The following is a 14575-nucleotide window of genomic DNA, read 5'->3' as shown; positions in this document are numbered from 1 at the left end:
GCGGCACGAAAAATCTGCGCAGACGGGAAGGCCACGCGGTACACTTCCGACATCTCCCAAAGATGTTGATGAGGTGTTGTATGGCAGAAGAAGTGGTGCTGGTAGAAGGCCCGGGCTTGTCGCAGATGGAGCGCGTGATCGATACGTTTGTCGCGCCAACGAAGACGTTTACCGATATTCTGCGCAATGCGACGTGGTGGTTACCGTTCGTGCTGGGTACGGTAGTGTCGTACCTGCTGGCGTGGGGCATTCAGACAAAAATAGGCTGGTCACAGATCGTGGACAACGCGATTCAGGCGAGTCCGGCGCTGCAGACCAAGCTGACGGCGATGACGCCGCAGCAGGTGGCGTTGAACCACAAGATCATGCAGGGCAGCTTTCAATACTCGTTCTATGCTGCGCCGGTGATCAATCTTTTAGCTTTGCTGATTGTCTCTGTAATTCTCTTCGCGACGATCAACTTCGGCTTCGGCGCGAAATCAGAGTTCAAGGCCGTTTTCAGCATGGCGAACTATGCGTTTCTGCCGGCGTCGATCAAGGCGATTGTGGCGGGCATACTGGTGCTGGCTGGCGCTGCGCCTGAAAACTTTACAGTTGAGAATATGCTGGGAACCAACCCGGGCTTCTTCATCAGCACGCCGGGTGCACTGAAGACGTTCCTAACCTCGCTTGATGTGTTCACCATCTGGGTGGTGGTGCTGATGTCGATCGGCCTGGCGATCGTCGCGCGAGCGAAACGCAGTCAAGGTTTCATCGTGGTGGTGGGCTGGTGGCTGGTGGTGGTGATCGTCGGTACCGGAGTGAAGGCGATCTTCGGGTAGGCAAATGGTTTTCAGAAACACGAAGGGCATCCGATGATTCGGATGCCCTTCGTGTTTGCGGGAAGTGGATTACTTGAGGAATTCGAGCAGTGCGGTGTTGACCTCGGTGGCATGCGTCCAGTTGAGGCCGTGGGGGCCGCCGGTGACAACGTGGAAGCCTGCGTGTGGGATGAGGTCTGCGGTGCGACGACCGGTGGCGTCGATGGGGAGCACCTGGTCGGAGTCGCCGTGGATGACAAGTGTGGGGATCTTGATCTGCTTGATGTCCTCGCGGAAGTCCTCTAGCCACGCATCGACGCAGTTGAGCATGCCGTAGTAGCTGGAAGTGGTGGCCACCTGAATGAAGGTGTGGATGGCTGCATCCGAGATGTCCGCACCGCCGACAAGCTGCTTGTTGTAGAAGTTTTTCGCAAAGCTGTGCAGGAAGTCGAAGCGGTCCTTTTCAATGCCCTGCTTGATGCCTTCGAAGACGCTGGGGTCGACGCCCTCGGGATTGTCGCCGGACTTGCGAAGTGCGGGGACGATTGACGACATGAAGACAGCCTTGGTGACGCGGCCTTCGTTGTACGTGCCGAGGTAGCGGGCGACCTCGCCGCCGCCCATGCTGAAGCCGACGAGCGTGGCGTCCTTGAGGTCGAGGGCTTCGAGCAGATGCCAGGTGTCCTTGGCGAGCGTGTCGTAGTCATAGCCTTCGGTGGGCTGTGAGGACTTGCCGAAGCCGCGGCGGTCGTAGCTGATGACACGGTAGCCGGCGGCGACCAGAGCCGCCGTCTGGCGCTCCCACGAGGCGCTGCTGAGCGGCCAGCCATGGATGAGGACGACGGGCTTACCGGAGCCGTGGTCCTCGTAGTACAGCTCGATGTCGGTGGAGTTTTCTTTTCCTACCTTCAGAAATGCCATTGTGTGCGTTCTCCTTGTGATGAGTTGGATGCTGGATAGGGGAGGGAGTAGGGAGTAGGGAATAGGGATTAGGCTTCATTTCAGTGAAAAAGCCCCGCTCGTGGGGAACGGGGCTTTGGGGGGAGCTGTAGTGATTCGGGAAAAGCAGATTCCCTGCGGGAATGACAAACAAAATCGGCAGGTTTCCTGCGGTAATGACAAAAATAGGAACAGCGATGCTAAGAAGCGAAAGAGCTACTCTGCGCCCCAGCGTTTGAAGACGAGGGAGCCGTTGGTGCCGCCGAATCCGAAGGAGTTGCTGAGCGCGTAGTCGATTTTGGCGGGCTGGGGCTTGTTGGCGACGTAGTTGAGTCGGCAGGCGGGATCGACGTTCTCCAGGTTCATGGTGGGAGGCGCGATCTGGTGCTGCATGGCGAGGATAGTGATGCCTGCTTCGAGTCCGCCCGCGCCGCCGAGAAGATGGCCGGTCATGGACTTGGTGCTGCTGACGAGGAGTGTGTGGTTCTTGGCTCGCTCGCCGAAGACGTTTTCGATGGCCTGCGACTCGAGGGCGTCGCCGAGAGGCGTGGAGGTGGCGTGGGCGTTGACGTAGTCGATCTTGTCGGGCGAGATGCCGGCGACCTTGATCGCTGCGTTCATGGCGCGACGGCAGCCGTCGCCTTCGGGAGCCATGCCGGTCATGTGGTAGGCATCGCCGGACATGCCATAGCCTATGATTTCAGCCAGGATGTTGGCGCCGCGTGCCTGGGCGAACTCGAGCTCTTCAAGGATGAGGATGCCTGCGCCTTCGCCGACCACAAAGCCGTCGCGGTCCTTATCGAAGGGGCGGCAGGCGTGGGTGGGGTCGTCGTTGCGGGTCGAGAGCGCCTTCATGGAGGCGAATCCGCCGACCGACAGAGGGGTGATGGCACCTTCAGCGCCGCCTGCAATCATCGCGATCGCGTCGCCACGCTGGATCGTGCGAAAGGCATCGCCGATGGCGTGGGCGGAGCTGGTGCAGGCGGTCGCGGTGGCCTCATTGGGGCCTTTGGCTCCGTACTTGATGGAGACATGGCCTGCGGCGAGGTTGATGATCGCAGCGGGGATGAAGAAGGGGGAGATGCGGCGAGGTCCGCCGTTCATCAGCGCGGTGTGCTCGCGTTCGATGACGTCGAAGCCGCCGATGCCGGAGCCGATGTGGACGCCGATGTTTTCGGCGTTCTCGGGGGTGACCTGCAGGCCGGAGTGCTGCATCGCTTCCTGCGAAGCAGCCATGGCGAAGTGGATGAAGCGGCCCATCTTGCGGGCTTCCTTCTTCTCGACGAACACGTGCGGGTCAAAGTTCTTGACCTCAGCGGCAAAGCGGACGGAGTGGCCTTCGAGATCGTAAGCTGTGATCTCGGCCATGCCACTGGTACCCGCCATCAGGCTGTCCCACACCTGGCTGGCGGTGTTGCCGACCCCACAAAGGAGGCCCATGCCGGTTACTACGACGCGGTGCTGCTGCTGCATTTTTTTCGTTCCCCATGGTTATGCGGGACCGTCTTCAACGAAGCCTGATCAAGCTGCTGTGTCGGTGAAACCCGGTCGAACCCGGATCGTTCTTCACGACAGGCAAACTCGATCAAGCTTGGTTTGAAGACAATATCCAGCGGTGGTTACTTCTTCTGGTGAGCCTCGATGTAATCGACGGCATCCTTGACGGTCTTGATCTTCTCGGCGTCTTCGTCGGGGATCTGGATGTCGAAGGCTTCTTCGAACTGCATGACCAGCTCAACGACGTCGAGCGAGTCCGCACCCAGGTCTTCCTGGAAGCTGGCGCCGGGGGTCACTTCGGCTTCATCCACCTGAAGCTGCTCGACAATAATCTGCTTCACTTTTTCGTCTACTGCTGCCATTGCACGATCTCCTAGAGTGTCCGGAAGGACGGGTGAACTACGAACTGATGGGGAGGGGAGAAGGAGCCGCTTACGGCGCCGCCTCCAGTTGACCGCCCCAGTGAGAAAGCATACCGGCGCATGGGAGCGAAGTAAAGCAAGCCCTGTTCCAGAAAAGAACACGGAATGAAGATTTTGGGCCGATACACCTTTAAGGGGATGGAACGCAGACTAGACTGTGACCATCATCAGGCGGAGGACTCAAAAGGATGATGGGCCAAGCAATCAGAAAGCACTCTTGCCCGAAGTGTGAGCAGGGTGAGTTGCGGCGGTTGAACCGGATCGGGTTTATGGAGCGGGAGTTGCTGCATTCCTTTGGAATCTTTCCATGGGAGTGCGTCCTGTGCCGCAAAAAGAGCTATATCCGCGACGATGGTCACGCTGAGATGTCACGACGTTCGGGCCGCAAGTCTGTTCCTCAGAAATCAACGGCTTAGGCCGTTTCAGACGTTATTCGAGAGTGTCGTCTTCGCTTGCGGCCAGCATCGGCAGCAGGCCATCGAAGGCTGTTGCCTTCCCTGCGGGTAGAGTGTCTGCCTGGGTGTCGAGGCTGACGTCGCGCAGTGTCCGGTTGATGGCCCGGGTGCGGACGCCGAGCTTGTCGATGGTGCCTTGGACCTTGCCTACATCGGCACTCATCTTGTCCATCAGCGTCTCAAAGGTGCCGAACTCCTTGCGCGCACTGGCAAGCACCTTCCAGACTTCGTCACCTTTTTCCTGCATCTGGAGCATGTGGAAGCCCATCTGGAAGCTGGAAAGAATGGCTGACAAGGTGCTGGGGCCAGCGATGGTGACGCGGCAGTTCTGCTGAATGTCCGACTGCAGGCCATCGCGGCGCATGACCTCGGCGTAGAGGCCTTCGGTGGGCAAGAACATGATGGCGAACGAGGTGGTGTGGGGCGGGGCGAGATATTTTTCGCAGATTTTCTTGCCTTCGTTGCGGATGGCGGTCTCAAAGGCCTTGCCTGCACTGGCGATCTCTGCGGCTGTGCCGGAGGCGTAGGCGGTTTCGAGGCGTTCGCCGGCCTCGCGTGGGAACTTGGAGTCGATGGGCAGCAACGCCTCGCCCTGCGGCGTGGGTAGCTTCACGCAAAATTCGACAATATCGTTCGAGTCGGGGCGCGGCTTCACGTTCTTCTGATACTGGTTGGGGGCAAGCATCTGCTTCAGCAGCATCTCCAGCATGACCTCGCCGATGGTGCCGCGCGATTTGACGTTGGTGAAGATGCGCGAGAGGTCGTCGACGCCTGCGGAGAGCTTGGTCATTTCTCCGAGGCCGGTGTGGACCTTGGTGAGTTGATCGGTAACGGCGCCGAAGCTTTCGGTGAGGCGCGTCTGCAGCGTGGCGTGCAGCTTCTCATCGACGGTCTGCCGCATCTCTTCGAGCTTGGCGGCGTTGGTGAGGTTGAGTGTGTCGAGGCGCTGCTCGACGGTGGCGCGAAGTTTTTCCTGGTGCTGCGACTGCGCAGTGCCAAGTTCGTTGAGGCGGTTCTGCAAAGCTTCGCGAGTGTCGGTGGCGTGGCGCGTGGATTCGGAGGCGAAGCTGGTGAGTCGCTGTGCGAGTGCGGCCAACTGGCCGTCGACGGCGAGGCGCAGTGTTTCGGCTGATGCTGAGTTGTCTTTGCGGAAGTCCTGCAGGGTGGCGCGCTGGGTTTCGCCAAGCGTGTTGATGCTGCCGACGATCTCGCTACGCAGAGCGGCGCTTTCGTTGCGTAGGGCCGTGCTGGAGGCGGTGGTTTCTGCGCGAAGGTCGGTGAGCTGGCTGCGGAGATGGGCGTCGAGCGCCTCGGAGCGGGCATCGACGCGGGTCATCTGCGTGGGCAGGTCGGCAGCGAGTAACTGTGCGAGGCGAGGGTCTTGAACGGCCTCTGCCGCCTGTGTTGGCTTGCGCAGGAGTACCAGGATGAGGGCAATAAGAGTGACGAGTTGGAGAGCTGCAAGAGCGTAGAGCATTTCGGTTTTCCTTCGCTTATCTGCTTGCTGGGAGGATAGCATCGCGTGGCCATGAGGAAGGTTGTGCGGAATGGGTTTGTGGATTCGGTATGCGAGGTGATTGAATACATCCAGAGCAACTTTGCTCGCAAAAGGGAAGCCATTGCGTCCATACGGTATGTCACGAGTTCTTGCTGCAGCTCTTTCTGTCACGATGTCCAGCCTGATGCTGTCCGGCGCTGCTGCGCTGGCCCAAACCGCTGTTGGGGGCACGGTGTCGCCGTTCAAGGACACCTCCATGCTGAAGCCGCCTGCAGGCGTGAAGGTCGCCATCATTGAGTGGGAAGATCTGGAATGCCCGGCCTGCGCGCACGCGTTCCCGCTGGTGCATCAGGCGTCCGATCACTACAAGATTCCGCTTCTACGTCACGACTTCCTGATCCCCGGCCACATCTGGAGCAAGGACGCGGCTGTGTACGCGCGCTATCTGCAGGACAAGGTCAGCGAAGGTCTGGGCACTGAGTACCGCCGCGAGGTCTTCGCGTCGCAGTTCAAGATTGCTAGCAAGGACGACCTCATGAAGTTCACGCAGGCGTTCTTCGCGAAGGCTGGCAAGCAGATGCCGTTCGTTGTCGATCCATCGGGGGCCTTGCTGAAAGAGGTTGACGCGGATAAAGCGCTTGGCGACAAACTGGGGCTGAATGAGACGCCGACCATCATCGTGGTGACGCCGAAGGCATGGATCCAGGTGAAGGACACGATGGATCTATACCAGGCGATCGACCAGGCGGAGGCGATGACGAAGGAGACGGCTTCGGCTGCTCCGGTACGGAAGACGACCTCGAAGAAGTAGTCGGCCTTAGAGGCTTCCGATGAAATGGTTCAGCCGTAAGAAAGAACAATACGCCGTCCGGATTGCTTGCGATCCGGACGGCGTTTCTGTTTTCGGTGCCAGTGGGGAAATCCATCGGATCGTCTGGGCAGAGATCGAGAGGGTCCTTGCTTATAAGAAGGACTGTTTCGGCTACGACCAGATCCAGGTCACTCTTATCGGTTCGAGCAAGACTGTTTCGCTCACTGAAGAAGAGGCGGGATTCACGGAGTTTGTGACGGACCTTCCGCAGTACCTGCCGCCGGTTCCGAGGGAGTGGTACGTGGCTCTGGTCGCCTCCCCTGCCTTCGATGCGACCATCCACACGCTATATCAGAGAAGCTAGGACGGCCAGTTCTTCAGGGCTAGATCAGTCACGTGGAGGAGCTGTTCGCGGGTGAAGCCGCTAGCCGCCTGCACAGAGAGGCCGTGCATCATGCTGGTGATGTAGAGAGTGAGGGCTTCGGTGTCGGTGGTGGCGGGGAGGTCGCCGTCGGTGCGGGCGCGGTCGAAGCGGGCACGGATGCTGGCGATGCCTCCGGCGCGAACGTCGCGGAGGGACGACTTGATGGGGGCGGCTTCGGGGCTGGTGGCGAGCGCGGACTGAACCCAGAGGCAACCACTGGGGTTGGCGGGATCGGTGGCCATGGCGACGGCACCGCGTAGCAGAGTTTCAGCGACGAGGCGAGCGGTGGGCTGGCCGAGGGCTCGGCGAACGTAGCGGCCGGGGCCGACGCCGTAGAGGGCGACGGCCTCACGGAAGAGAGTGGCTTTGTCTCCGAACGCGGCGTAGAGGCTGGGGCGATTGATGCCCATGGCCTGGGTGAGTTCGGTGAGGGAGGCGCCTTCGTAGCCGTGGCTCCAGAAGACGCGCATGGCGGCATCGAGGGCCTGATCGCGGTTGAAGCCGCGGGGGCGGCCAAGGCGGGGCTGCGAGGTCAGCGGTGCGGGGGCGGTGCTCATAAAACTATTAGAACGCCGATTGAGCGGCTCGTGAGCGGCAGGTATACCAGACGGTACATATTTCTGCTGGAGGCTGAAAGGAGGGAGCGGAGTGTTTACCAGTTTGGTTCCACGTGGAACACTCGTCCGCTGTGTGGAAAATGCGGCGCCAACGAAAAGCCCGCTCTAAAGAGCAGGCTTTCTTGTATCTTGTTGAAAGGATTAGTGAATCTGAACCAGATCTTCGCCGTGACCAGCTGCGCCCGGGGTGGTGGTGCTGGTCTGCGGGGCACGCCAATGGTCAATGTAGCTGACTTGGTGGACGCAGCTGATGGTGCAGTTGGGAGCGCAGGTTTTTTCGGTGAGGAACTCGCGCTTGACGTCGGCGGTGGTGTATTCCGCGACGGGGATGCCGGGATAGCCGCGCTGCTGCGAGCAATAGCTGACGATGCCGTTCTCGTCGACGTAGAGGTAGCGCGAACCGGCACGGCAGCGCCAGTCGTTGGGCTGACCGTTGGCGATGGCTTCCTGGAAGTGGTTGAAGCGTGAATAGCTGCGGCGGGTAAGGCGGCGGACTTCGTCCCAGACCTTGCGTTCGGCTTCGCCGAGGGGCTTGAGCTGACCGGAGCCGTCGTGGATGATGCCGATGGTGGAGCTGAAGCCGAGTTCGAGCGCGCGCTTGGAGATGGTGAGCGCGTCTTCGGGATTGGCTGTGCCGCCACCTACGACGGAGTTGATGTTGACGTGGAAGTCGGCGTGCTCGGCGAGCATCTGCAGTTTCTTGTCGAGAACTTTGAGGGACTTCTTCGAGACATCGTCGGGCATGACGTTGTCGATGGAGATCTGCATGTGGTCGAGGCCGGCTTTGTTCAGGCGCTCGATGCGATCGGGCATCAGGAAGTAGCCGTTGGTGATCATGCCGGCGATGGCGCCGGTCTTGCGGATGCGGGCGATGATCTGGTCAAGCTCGGGGTGCAGCAGGGGCTCGCCGCCGGAGATGGTGATGACGGAGGTGCCGAGGCGGCCGAGATGGTCGATGCGACGAAGCATCTCGTCGATGGGGGTGGGGTTGGAGACATCGTCGAACTCGTTGCAGTAGGTGCAGGCGAGGTTGCAGCGGCGCATGGGCACGATGTGCGCCATGTATGGATGCGAGGTGGAAGCGACGGCCGAGGCGATGGAGCCAAGCTCCCGCATGCGGCGCGAGGCCGCGATGATGCGGCGACGGGCGGTCATGCGACGCGCGGTCTTGGGGAGCGTGGGAGCGGCTGGCGGGGTACGGGGCTCTATCGGTGTCTGGGTCGGCATACGGCTGTCGTTATTCTATCGCGATAGCGCAGTACACTGGGGTTCTGGAGGAGCTGACGATGGCTCGTGAGATTAATTGGACCGACACGCTGGAGATTGGCATTCAACTGCAGGAGATGTATCCGGACACAGACCCGTACTCGGTGCGGTTTACGGACCTGCACAAGTGGGTGACGCAGTTGCCGGGATTTGTGGGCGATCCGACGAAGTCGACCGAGGGCATTCTGGAAGCGATCCAGACGGCCTGGCATGAAGAGTATGTCGACGCAAAGGATGCTTAGAGGTAGGGATTAGGGAATGATGCGTGTGGTGCTGGCGAAGTCTTAGCTGGCGGCGGAGGATCGTTACCTCAGGGGCTGAAGCCCAATCGCTTTCAAAAGGAGTCTGATGTACGGGCTGAGGCCCGTACCCTTCAACGCTGCAGGCGGGGTGCAGGGTTTAGCCGCGGCGCAGGATTTGTCTGGGGAGCTTGCTGCCGGTGGCTACGAGCACGATAGCTGCGGTGACGAGCCAGGCGGCGGAGCCTGCGGAGAGCATCAGGAGATCGCCGAAGTGGGTGGTGACCGAAGGCAGCTTGTGAACCAGCGCGTAGGCTGCGATGAAGCTGACGATCGCGGCGATGAGGGCTCGGGCAAGCTCGGGGTATTCCAAGTGAGACAGAGAGACGAGCCGCTTGCCGTGGAGCAGGATGGCGAGTGCGGCCGTCTGGACGAGCATCGCGAGATCGGAGGCGATCGCCAGCCCGGTTAGTCCGTGAAGCTTGAAGAGCAGCCAGTAGAGCGGGATTGAGACTACCGTGGCGAGGATGCCGGTGAGCGCCGGGGTGAGGGTGTTGGCGGCGGCGTAGAAAGCCCGGGCGTAAATGCCTTGCACTGCCCAGATAGCCAGCGTGATGGCGAAGATGGAGAACAGGAACGAGGTCTCTTTCGCGTCACTGCGATGGAAGGCTCCGCGACGGAAGAGGTCCATCAGCCACGGAGCGAGGGCGATCATGCAGGCGCTGACCAGCATGCCAACGGCGAAGAGTCGCGAGACGGAGCGCGAGACCGAACGCGAAAAGTCTTCTAGACGCTCCTGCTGAAAGAGCGAGGCAAAGAAGGGGAGCGAAGCCGCACCTGCCGCCGGGCCGATGATGTTGAACGGAGCGTTGAAGAGGTCTTTCGCGGTCTTGATGATGGTGAGGTTGCCGACGCCGGCAGAGGCGAAGTAGGTAAGAATCCACTCATCGGCTTTGACGAGCGAGACGCCTAGCAGCAGTGGTAGTGAGAGCAGGAGCCACTCGTTGAAGATGGGATGGCGGAAGTTGATCTGCGGACGGAAGCGGAGGCCGGTGCGGAGCGCTCCCAGGGTGTTTAGCAGCGTGGCCCCTAGAACCACGCCTGCGACAGCACCGACCGCGAGTGAGTAGATGTGGAGGCGTGTGTGCAGCAGTAGCGCACCGAGGATGATGCCGGCGTTGTAGATCAGCGGTACGAAGGCCTGGTAGATAAAGATCTTGCGCACCTGCAGGTGCGCGCTCATCATGCTGCCAAAGAAGAAGAAGAGCTGCACCGGTAGGAGGATGCGCGTGAGCGTGACGCACATGACGAAGCGCGGCGAGCCAACGACAAATCCCTTGATGAAGATGCGGACGTAGAGCGGAGCAAAGATTTCGGCGAGAAGAACTCCGGCGATCAGCACCGCCATCATGGAGGAGAGGATTACGGAGAGAGCTTCGTGGCCGCCCTTCTCATCGCCTTTTTCTCGGTAGCGGTTGAGCAGAGTAACGAGCGAGATGGACGCGGCAGAACCTGCGAGGAAGTAGGCGAGCATCTCCGGCAGCTGGAAGGCCGCGCGATAGGCGTCCTGCTCTACGCCTGGACCCCAAAGGTCATTGATGTAGGCGATGCGGACGAGTCCGAGCAGGCCGGAGCAGAGAGCGCTCGCCATGAGGAGGGCGGCGGCTGAGCCTGCGGTGTGACCTTTTTTTGGGGAGACAGAGACTTGCTGGGGCGAGGTCATTCGGCGGAGAAGAGGTCCTGCTGATCGAAGAGGACGGGGCCGAGCTTGGGGGCTGCGGGCTTTGGCTCGAGGCGTGGCCGAGGTTTGACCTCGGCCACGAGGCGGGGGCGTAGCGGGGTGGGTGCGAAGGTTTCGCTGATGGTGATGGGTGCGGAGAGCTGCAGGTGCAGCGCGCGGAGTTCTTCGCGGAGAGCGTGGAGCGCCGGGATGGAGGCGATGCCGGGTATCTGGGCGGAGGGGAGCGCTTCGGTGTTCTTCGACTGCGATAGCTCGACTCGCTGCGCGCTCTCGGGGGTTTCGCTTAGGGTGATGGCGTGGCTGGCGGCGGGAGCGAGCTCCGGGGTGGCTGCTGCGAGAGCTGCGGGCGGGGTGGCTTCGGTGCCGGGCTTGCTATCGTTTTTGAAGACCTGGCGAGCGCCGGGGATGGTGTAGCCGAGGTCGTAGAGGAGGTGCTTGATGCGGAGAGCTGTCTCAACGTCCTTACGACGGTAGAGGCGCTGGCCGGTGCCACCTTTGTTGGGCTTGAGATTGGGGAACTCGGTCTCCCAGAAGCGGAGGACGTAGGCAGGAACTTCGCAGAGTCGGGCGACGTCGCCGATGCGGAAGTAGAGCTTGTCCGGGATGACCGGAGTGGGTGCGGCGACGGTCTTACGGATTGGGTGGTGGGTAGCCATGCGCGAATCTCAGCTTCGGAGTTCTGGATATGGCTCCGCTTGCGAGCACTGAAAAAAGTATAGGGCTCTGCCGAGGTTCAGAGGAAGTCGTCTGCTAGATACCCCCTTTGTGGTGAAGGGGTTGGCGGTGGAACCAAGGGAGTTAACCCGAGTTGAAGTGCTGGTTTAAGTTTTGGGCGCAAATGCGATTTGAGGTCCTTCGGCGGAGGATCAAGCCGGAGGACCTCAAATCGATTACTTCGTGACGGCAGGTAGCGGTTCGCGTCGCGAAGGCTTGCGGACAGCGGCACGCTCGTACTGCTTGGGGTAGCTCGGTGTCTGGTGAACTTCTTCGGCGGCGTGGAGGGGCCAATAGGGGTTGCGCAGCATCTCGCGGGCAAGCAGCACGACGTCGGCCTGCCCGGTGCGGATGATCTGGTCGGCCTGTGCGGGCGAGGTGATCATGCCGACGGCTCCGGTGGCGAGGCCGGTTTCGCGGCGGACGGTCTCGGCGAAGGCCACCTGATAGCCAGCCCCGACGGGAATCTCTTGGCGCGGATCGTTGCCGCCGGAGGAGACGTCGAGCAGGTCGATGCCTTCGGCTTTGACGAGGCGGGCGAAGTCGGTGGTGTCTTCGATCGTCAGACCGCCTTCGACCCAGTCGACGGCCGAGACGCGGACCCAGACGGGGAGATGCTGCGGGAAGGTCGCGCGAACGGCTCGGATGACTTCGAGGGGGAAGCGGGCGCGGTTGGCGAGCGAGCCGCCGTACTCGTCGGTGCGGGTGTTGGAGACGGGCGAGAGGAACTCATGCAGCAGGTAGCCGTGGGCGTTGTGGACTTCGACGACGAGGAAGCCTGCCTGCTCGGCGCGCTTGGTAGCGGCTATGAAGTCGGCGACGACTTTATCCATGCCTGCGCGGTCGAGCTCGCGGGGGACGGGGTAGGTATCGGAGAAGCGCAGCGCGGAAGGGGCGACGACGTTGGTCCAGCCGCCTTCTGCGGGGGGCAGGGTGCGGGGCTCGTCCCAGGGTTTGGCCATGCTGGCTTTGCGACCGGCATGGGCGAGCTGCATGCCGGGGACGGCGCCGTTGAACTTGAGGAAGTCGGTGATGCGGGAAAGCTGGGGGATGTGGTCATCAGACCAGATGCCGAGATCGCCGGGAGTGATGCGGCCTTCGGGGGAGACGGCTGCGGCTTCGGTGAAGACAAGGCCTGCGCCGCCGACAGCGCGGCTGCCGAGGTGGACGAAATGCCAGTCGGAGGCGTGGCCGTCGACGGAACTGTACTGGCACATGGGCGAGACGGCGATGCGGTTGGAGAAGGTGACAGAGCGCTGGGTGAGCGGCGAAAAAAGGTGGTTCTCGGTCGTCGGCATGGTGATTAGATGACGCCGGAGAGCCAGGTGACTTCGATACCTACGATTCCTTGATGCTGCGTCCAATAGAATAGAAGAGATGAGTGCTCCTGCCATTCCGAGTTTGCCGCCTGCTCCGGCTACGATCAACAGTTGTCCGCAGTGTAGCCATTGGCTGCCGGATGGGACGCTGGCGTGCCCGGACTGCAGTACGCTGACCTATGGGCAGTACCTGAGTCAGCTGGCGTTCGAGGCTCAGCAACTGGAGCAGCAGCAGAAGTGGAACGAGGCCCGTGCCATGTGGCAGGCGGCGCTGGGCTGGCTGCCGACGGACACGCAGCAGGCGGCGAGCATTTCGCAACATGTGGCACGGATCGATGCTCGACTGCTGGCGGAAGAGGATCAGAAGGCTCGATGGACGAAGCGGCTGGGGCCTCTGGCTCCAGTGGCGTTGTTTCTGCTGAAGGCGAAGTCATTTATCTTCCTGGCGTTCAAGCTGAAGTTCCTGCTGAGTTTTCTGCTGTACCTGGGTATCTACTGGGCGTTGTTTGGGCTGCCGTTTGCACTCGGGTTGACGGCGTGCATTCTGATTCACGAGATGGGGCACTACTTTGCGGCCAAGCGTCGCGGGCTCAAGGTGGATATGCCGATTTTTCTGCCGGGCTTTGGCGCATATGTGCGCTGGTATAGCAACGGCGTATCGCTTGTAGACATCGCGAGCATCGCGCTGGCGGGACCGCTGTTCGGTCTGACGGCGTCACTGGCGTGTGGAGCGCTGTACTGGGGAACGCACCTCAACGTTTTCCTGGTGCTGGCGCACCTTGGAGCTTTCTGGAATCTGTTCAACCTGCTGCCGATCCTCGGGCTAGATGGCACGCATGCGACGTTTGCATTATCCCGGATACAGCGGGCGATGATTGCGGCGACATGCCTGCTGTTCTTTGGGCTGACGGCTTCGGCAGGCAATGTGGGCGGCGACCTGATCGGGCCCAATGCGCAGTGGATGTTCCTCATCGTGGGTCTTGGGATGGCGTGGCGTTGCTTTACGCGCGACCTGCCTGAGAAGGGCGAGACGAAGGCGTTTGTGTACTTTCAGGGGCTCGTGGTAACGCTGGGCTTCCTGATGTCGTACACGTATCCGCTGGTGGACAAGATCCAGAAGTAATGACTGATATCGCACGGAGGGTGCGGTGATATCATCGTCTGAAGGTCGGAGGAAGTCATGCCAGCGATCACAGTCCGGAATATCTCGTCTGAGGCGCATGAGGCCTTGAAGCAGCGAGCCAGGCTGCGCGGCACGAGTGCGGAGGCTGAGGTGCGCGCGATGATTGAAGAGGCGGCGTTTCCAAAGGGTGAGGGCTTTGGGACGAAGCTGCACAATATCTTCCGCAAGAGTGGAGTCACTTTGCCAGAGATCAAGCGCGACCAAAGACCTTCTGAGCCGGCGATCTTTGAATGATTGTTCTCGATACCAATGTGGTGTCGGAGATGTCCAAACCATATCCAAACACTCGGGTATTGTCGTGGGTGAACCGGCAACCTCAGGAGCTGCTCTACCTGACAGCGGTCAGCGTAGCGGAGTTGCAAGAAGGACTACTGCTATTGCCGGAAGGCAAGCGGAAAGGTCTTCTACTCAGCCTCATGGAGAACATCACCGACGGCTTTGTAAACCCGGTATTGGTATTCGATAGAGAGGCGGGATACAAGTACGCCGAACTAGTCATTAAGGCGAAAGCTAATCGCTATACGTTGCCGATAGCAGACGGATATATTGCGTCTATCGCAGCTATACATGGCTTTGCGGTAGCAACTCGAGATATAGACCCTTTTCGGGCTGCGGGTGTGCCCGTCATCAATCCGTGGGAAGAGTAGACC

16 protein-coding genes are annotated in these 14575 nt (G+C 60.7%); 7 read left to right on the top strand and 9 right to left on the bottom strand.

The annotated features are described in order from the left end of the window. Window positions 1-80: 80 nt before the first annotated feature. Window positions 81-821 carry a YIP1 family protein gene (locus OHL14_RS16415; RefSeq protein ID WP_263380457.1) on the top strand — a complete coding sequence of 247 codons (741 nt, stop codon included), beginning with the start codon at window positions 81-83 and terminating at the stop codon, window positions 819-821. A 69-nt stretch (window positions 822-890) separates the two neighbouring features. On the opposite strand, the gene OHL14_RS16410 is transcribed toward OHL14_RS16415, so the two are convergent. From OHL14_RS16410 to rmuC, 4 genes are all read right to left on the bottom strand, one after another. Further along, the gene (locus OHL14_RS16410; RefSeq protein WP_263380456.1) at window positions 891-1721 is read right to left on the bottom strand and encodes an alpha/beta fold hydrolase; all 831 of its coding nucleotides are present in this window, start codon (window positions 1719-1721) and stop codon (window positions 891-893) included. 234 nt (window positions 1722-1955) lie between these two features. After that, entirely contained in the window at window positions 1956-3212 is a 1257-nt protein-coding gene (gene fabF, locus OHL14_RS16405) for a beta-ketoacyl-ACP synthase II (protein ID WP_263380455.1), read from the bottom strand. A 146-nt stretch (window positions 3213-3358) separates the two neighbouring features. Continuing rightward, window positions 3359-3598, bottom strand: a complete 240-nt coding sequence (locus OHL14_RS16400) for an acyl carrier protein (protein ID WP_263380454.1) — start codon at window positions 3596-3598, stop codon at window positions 3359-3361. Between the two features lie 489 nt (window positions 3599-4087). Further along, window positions 4088-5590 (bottom strand): DNA recombination protein RmuC, encoded by a 1503-nt coding sequence (gene rmuC / locus OHL14_RS16395; RefSeq protein WP_263380453.1) that lies wholly within the window; start codon window positions 5588-5590, stop codon window positions 4088-4090. Window positions 5591-5747: 157 nt separating this feature from the next. Between rmuC and OHL14_RS16390 the strand changes: the two genes are divergently transcribed. Both OHL14_RS16390 and OHL14_RS16385 read left to right on the top strand, forming a co-directional pair. Continuing rightward, window positions 5748-6422, top strand: a complete 675-nt coding sequence (locus OHL14_RS16390) for a DsbA family protein (RefSeq protein ID WP_263380452.1) — start codon at window positions 5748-5750, stop codon at window positions 6420-6422. 19 nt (window positions 6423-6441) lie between these two features. Next, a complete protein-coding gene (locus OHL14_RS16385) occupies window positions 6442-6786 on the top strand; it encodes a dihydrodipicolinate synthase family protein (protein WP_263380451.1) in 345 nt (114 codons plus the stop codon). Here the strand turns inward: OHL14_RS16385 and OHL14_RS16380 are convergent. Beyond that, complete coding sequence (locus tag OHL14_RS16380) at window positions 6783-7403, bottom strand: TetR/AcrR family transcriptional regulator (protein WP_263380450.1); 621 nt, start codon at window positions 7401-7403, stop codon at window positions 6783-6785. The two genes, OHL14_RS16385 and OHL14_RS16380, sit on opposite strands and share 4 nt — an antisense overlap. A gap of 201 nt (window positions 7404-7604) precedes the next feature. Further along, window positions 7605-8618, bottom strand: a complete 1014-nt coding sequence (locus OHL14_RS16375) for a radical SAM protein (protein WP_263381143.1) — start codon at window positions 8616-8618, stop codon at window positions 7605-7607. Window positions 8619-8749: 131 nt separating this feature from the next. On the opposite strand from OHL14_RS16375, the gene iscX reads away from it, so the two are divergent. Continuing rightward, complete coding sequence (iscX, locus tag OHL14_RS16370) at window positions 8750-8971, top strand: Fe-S cluster assembly protein IscX (protein WP_263380449.1); 222 nt, start codon at window positions 8750-8752, stop codon at window positions 8969-8971. Window positions 8972-9128: 157 nt separating this feature from the next. On the opposite strand, the gene murJ is transcribed toward iscX, so the two are convergent. From murJ to OHL14_RS16355, 3 genes are all read right to left on the bottom strand, one after another. Beyond that, entirely contained in the window at window positions 9129-10691 is a 1563-nt protein-coding gene (gene murJ / locus OHL14_RS16365; protein WP_263380448.1) for a murein biosynthesis integral membrane protein MurJ, read from the bottom strand. Further along, window positions 10688-11365, bottom strand: coding sequence for a MerR family transcriptional regulator (locus OHL14_RS16360; protein ID WP_263380447.1), 678 nt, complete (start codon window positions 11363-11365; stop codon window positions 10688-10690). Before OHL14_RS16360 ends, murJ begins: the two co-directional genes overlap by 4 nt. A gap of 234 nt (window positions 11366-11599) precedes the next feature. After that, entirely contained in the window at window positions 11600-12721 is a 1122-nt protein-coding gene (locus tag OHL14_RS16355) for an NADH:flavin oxidoreductase/NADH oxidase (protein WP_263380446.1), read from the bottom strand. A gap of 79 nt (window positions 12722-12800) precedes the next feature. Between OHL14_RS16355 and OHL14_RS16350 the strand changes: the two genes are divergently transcribed. From OHL14_RS16350 to OHL14_RS16340, 3 genes are read left to right on the top strand one after another with little or no spacing between them, the layout of a single operon-like run. After that, entirely contained in the window at window positions 12801-13865 is a 1065-nt protein-coding gene (locus tag OHL14_RS16350) for a site-2 protease family protein (RefSeq protein ID WP_263380445.1), read from the top strand. Window positions 13866-13922: 57 nt separating this feature from the next. Beyond that, window positions 13923-14159, top strand: coding sequence for a FitA-like ribbon-helix-helix domain-containing protein (locus tag OHL14_RS16345; RefSeq protein ID WP_263380444.1), 237 nt, complete (start codon window positions 13923-13925; stop codon window positions 14157-14159). Beyond that, on the top strand, window positions 14156-14572 hold the full coding sequence (locus tag OHL14_RS16340) for a type II toxin-antitoxin system VapC family toxin (RefSeq protein WP_263380443.1): 417 nt from the start codon (window positions 14156-14158) through the stop codon (window positions 14570-14572). The genes OHL14_RS16345 and OHL14_RS16340 overlap by 4 nt, the downstream gene beginning before the upstream one ends. The last annotated feature ends 3 nt before the right edge of the window (window positions 14573-14575 follow it).

Source organism: Granulicella paludicola, from assembly GCF_025685545.1.
Classification (GTDB): domain Bacteria; phylum Acidobacteriota; class Terriglobia; order Terriglobales; family Acidobacteriaceae; genus Granulicella; species Granulicella paludicola.
The sequence above is the reverse complement of the archived record's forward strand: the minus strand, read 5'-3'. Positions and strand labels throughout refer to the sequence as shown.

Coding starts and splice junctions, on each gene's coding strand:
- OHL14_RS16415 (WP_263380457.1), top strand. CDS start 81: ATGGCAGAAGAAGTGGTGCTGGTAGAAGGCCCGGGCTTGTCGCAGATG.
- OHL14_RS16350 (WP_263380445.1), top strand. CDS start 12,801: ATGAGTGCTCCTGCCATTCCGAGTTTGCCGCCTGCTCCGGCTACGATC.
- OHL14_RS16345 (WP_263380444.1), top strand. CDS start 13,923: ATGCCAGCGATCACAGTCCGGAATATCTCGTCTGAGGCGCATGAGGCC.
- OHL14_RS16410 (WP_263380456.1), bottom strand. CDS start 1,721: ATGGCATTTCTGAAGGTAGGAAAAGAAAACTCCACCGACATCGAGCTG.
- OHL14_RS16400 (WP_263380454.1), bottom strand. CDS start 3,598: ATGGCAGCAGTAGACGAAAAAGTGAAGCAGATTATTGTCGAGCAGCTT.
- OHL14_RS16385 (WP_263380451.1), top strand. CDS start 6,442: ATGAAATGGTTCAGCCGTAAGAAAGAACAATACGCCGTCCGGATTGCT.
- fabF (WP_263380455.1), bottom strand. CDS start 3,212: ATGCAGCAGCAGCACCGCGTCGTAGTAACCGGCATGGGCCTCCTTTGT.
- OHL14_RS16355 (WP_263380446.1), bottom strand. CDS start 12,721: ATGCCGACGACCGAGAACCACCTTTTTTCGCCGCTCACCCAGCGCTCT.
- murJ (WP_263380448.1), bottom strand. CDS start 10,691: ATGACCTCGCCCCAGCAAGTCTCTGTCTCCCCAAAAAAAGGTCACACC.
- OHL14_RS16390 (WP_263380452.1), top strand. CDS start 5,748: ATGTCACGAGTTCTTGCTGCAGCTCTTTCTGTCACGATGTCCAGCCTG.
- OHL14_RS16340 (WP_263380443.1), top strand. CDS start 14,156: ATGATTGTTCTCGATACCAATGTGGTGTCGGAGATGTCCAAACCATAT.
- rmuC (WP_263380453.1), bottom strand. CDS start 5,590: ATGCTCTACGCTCTTGCAGCTCTCCAACTCGTCACTCTTATTGCCCTC.
- OHL14_RS16380 (WP_263380450.1), bottom strand. CDS start 7,403: ATGAGCACCGCCCCCGCACCGCTGACCTCGCAGCCCCGCCTTGGCCGC.
- OHL14_RS16375 (WP_263381143.1), bottom strand. CDS start 8,618: ATGACCGCCCGTCGCCGCATCATCGCGGCCTCGCGCCGCATGCGGGAG.
- iscX (WP_263380449.1), top strand. CDS start 8,750: ATGGCTCGTGAGATTAATTGGACCGACACGCTGGAGATTGGCATTCAA.
- OHL14_RS16360 (WP_263380447.1), bottom strand. CDS start 11,365: ATGGCTACCCACCACCCAATCCGTAAGACCGTCGCCGCACCCACTCCG.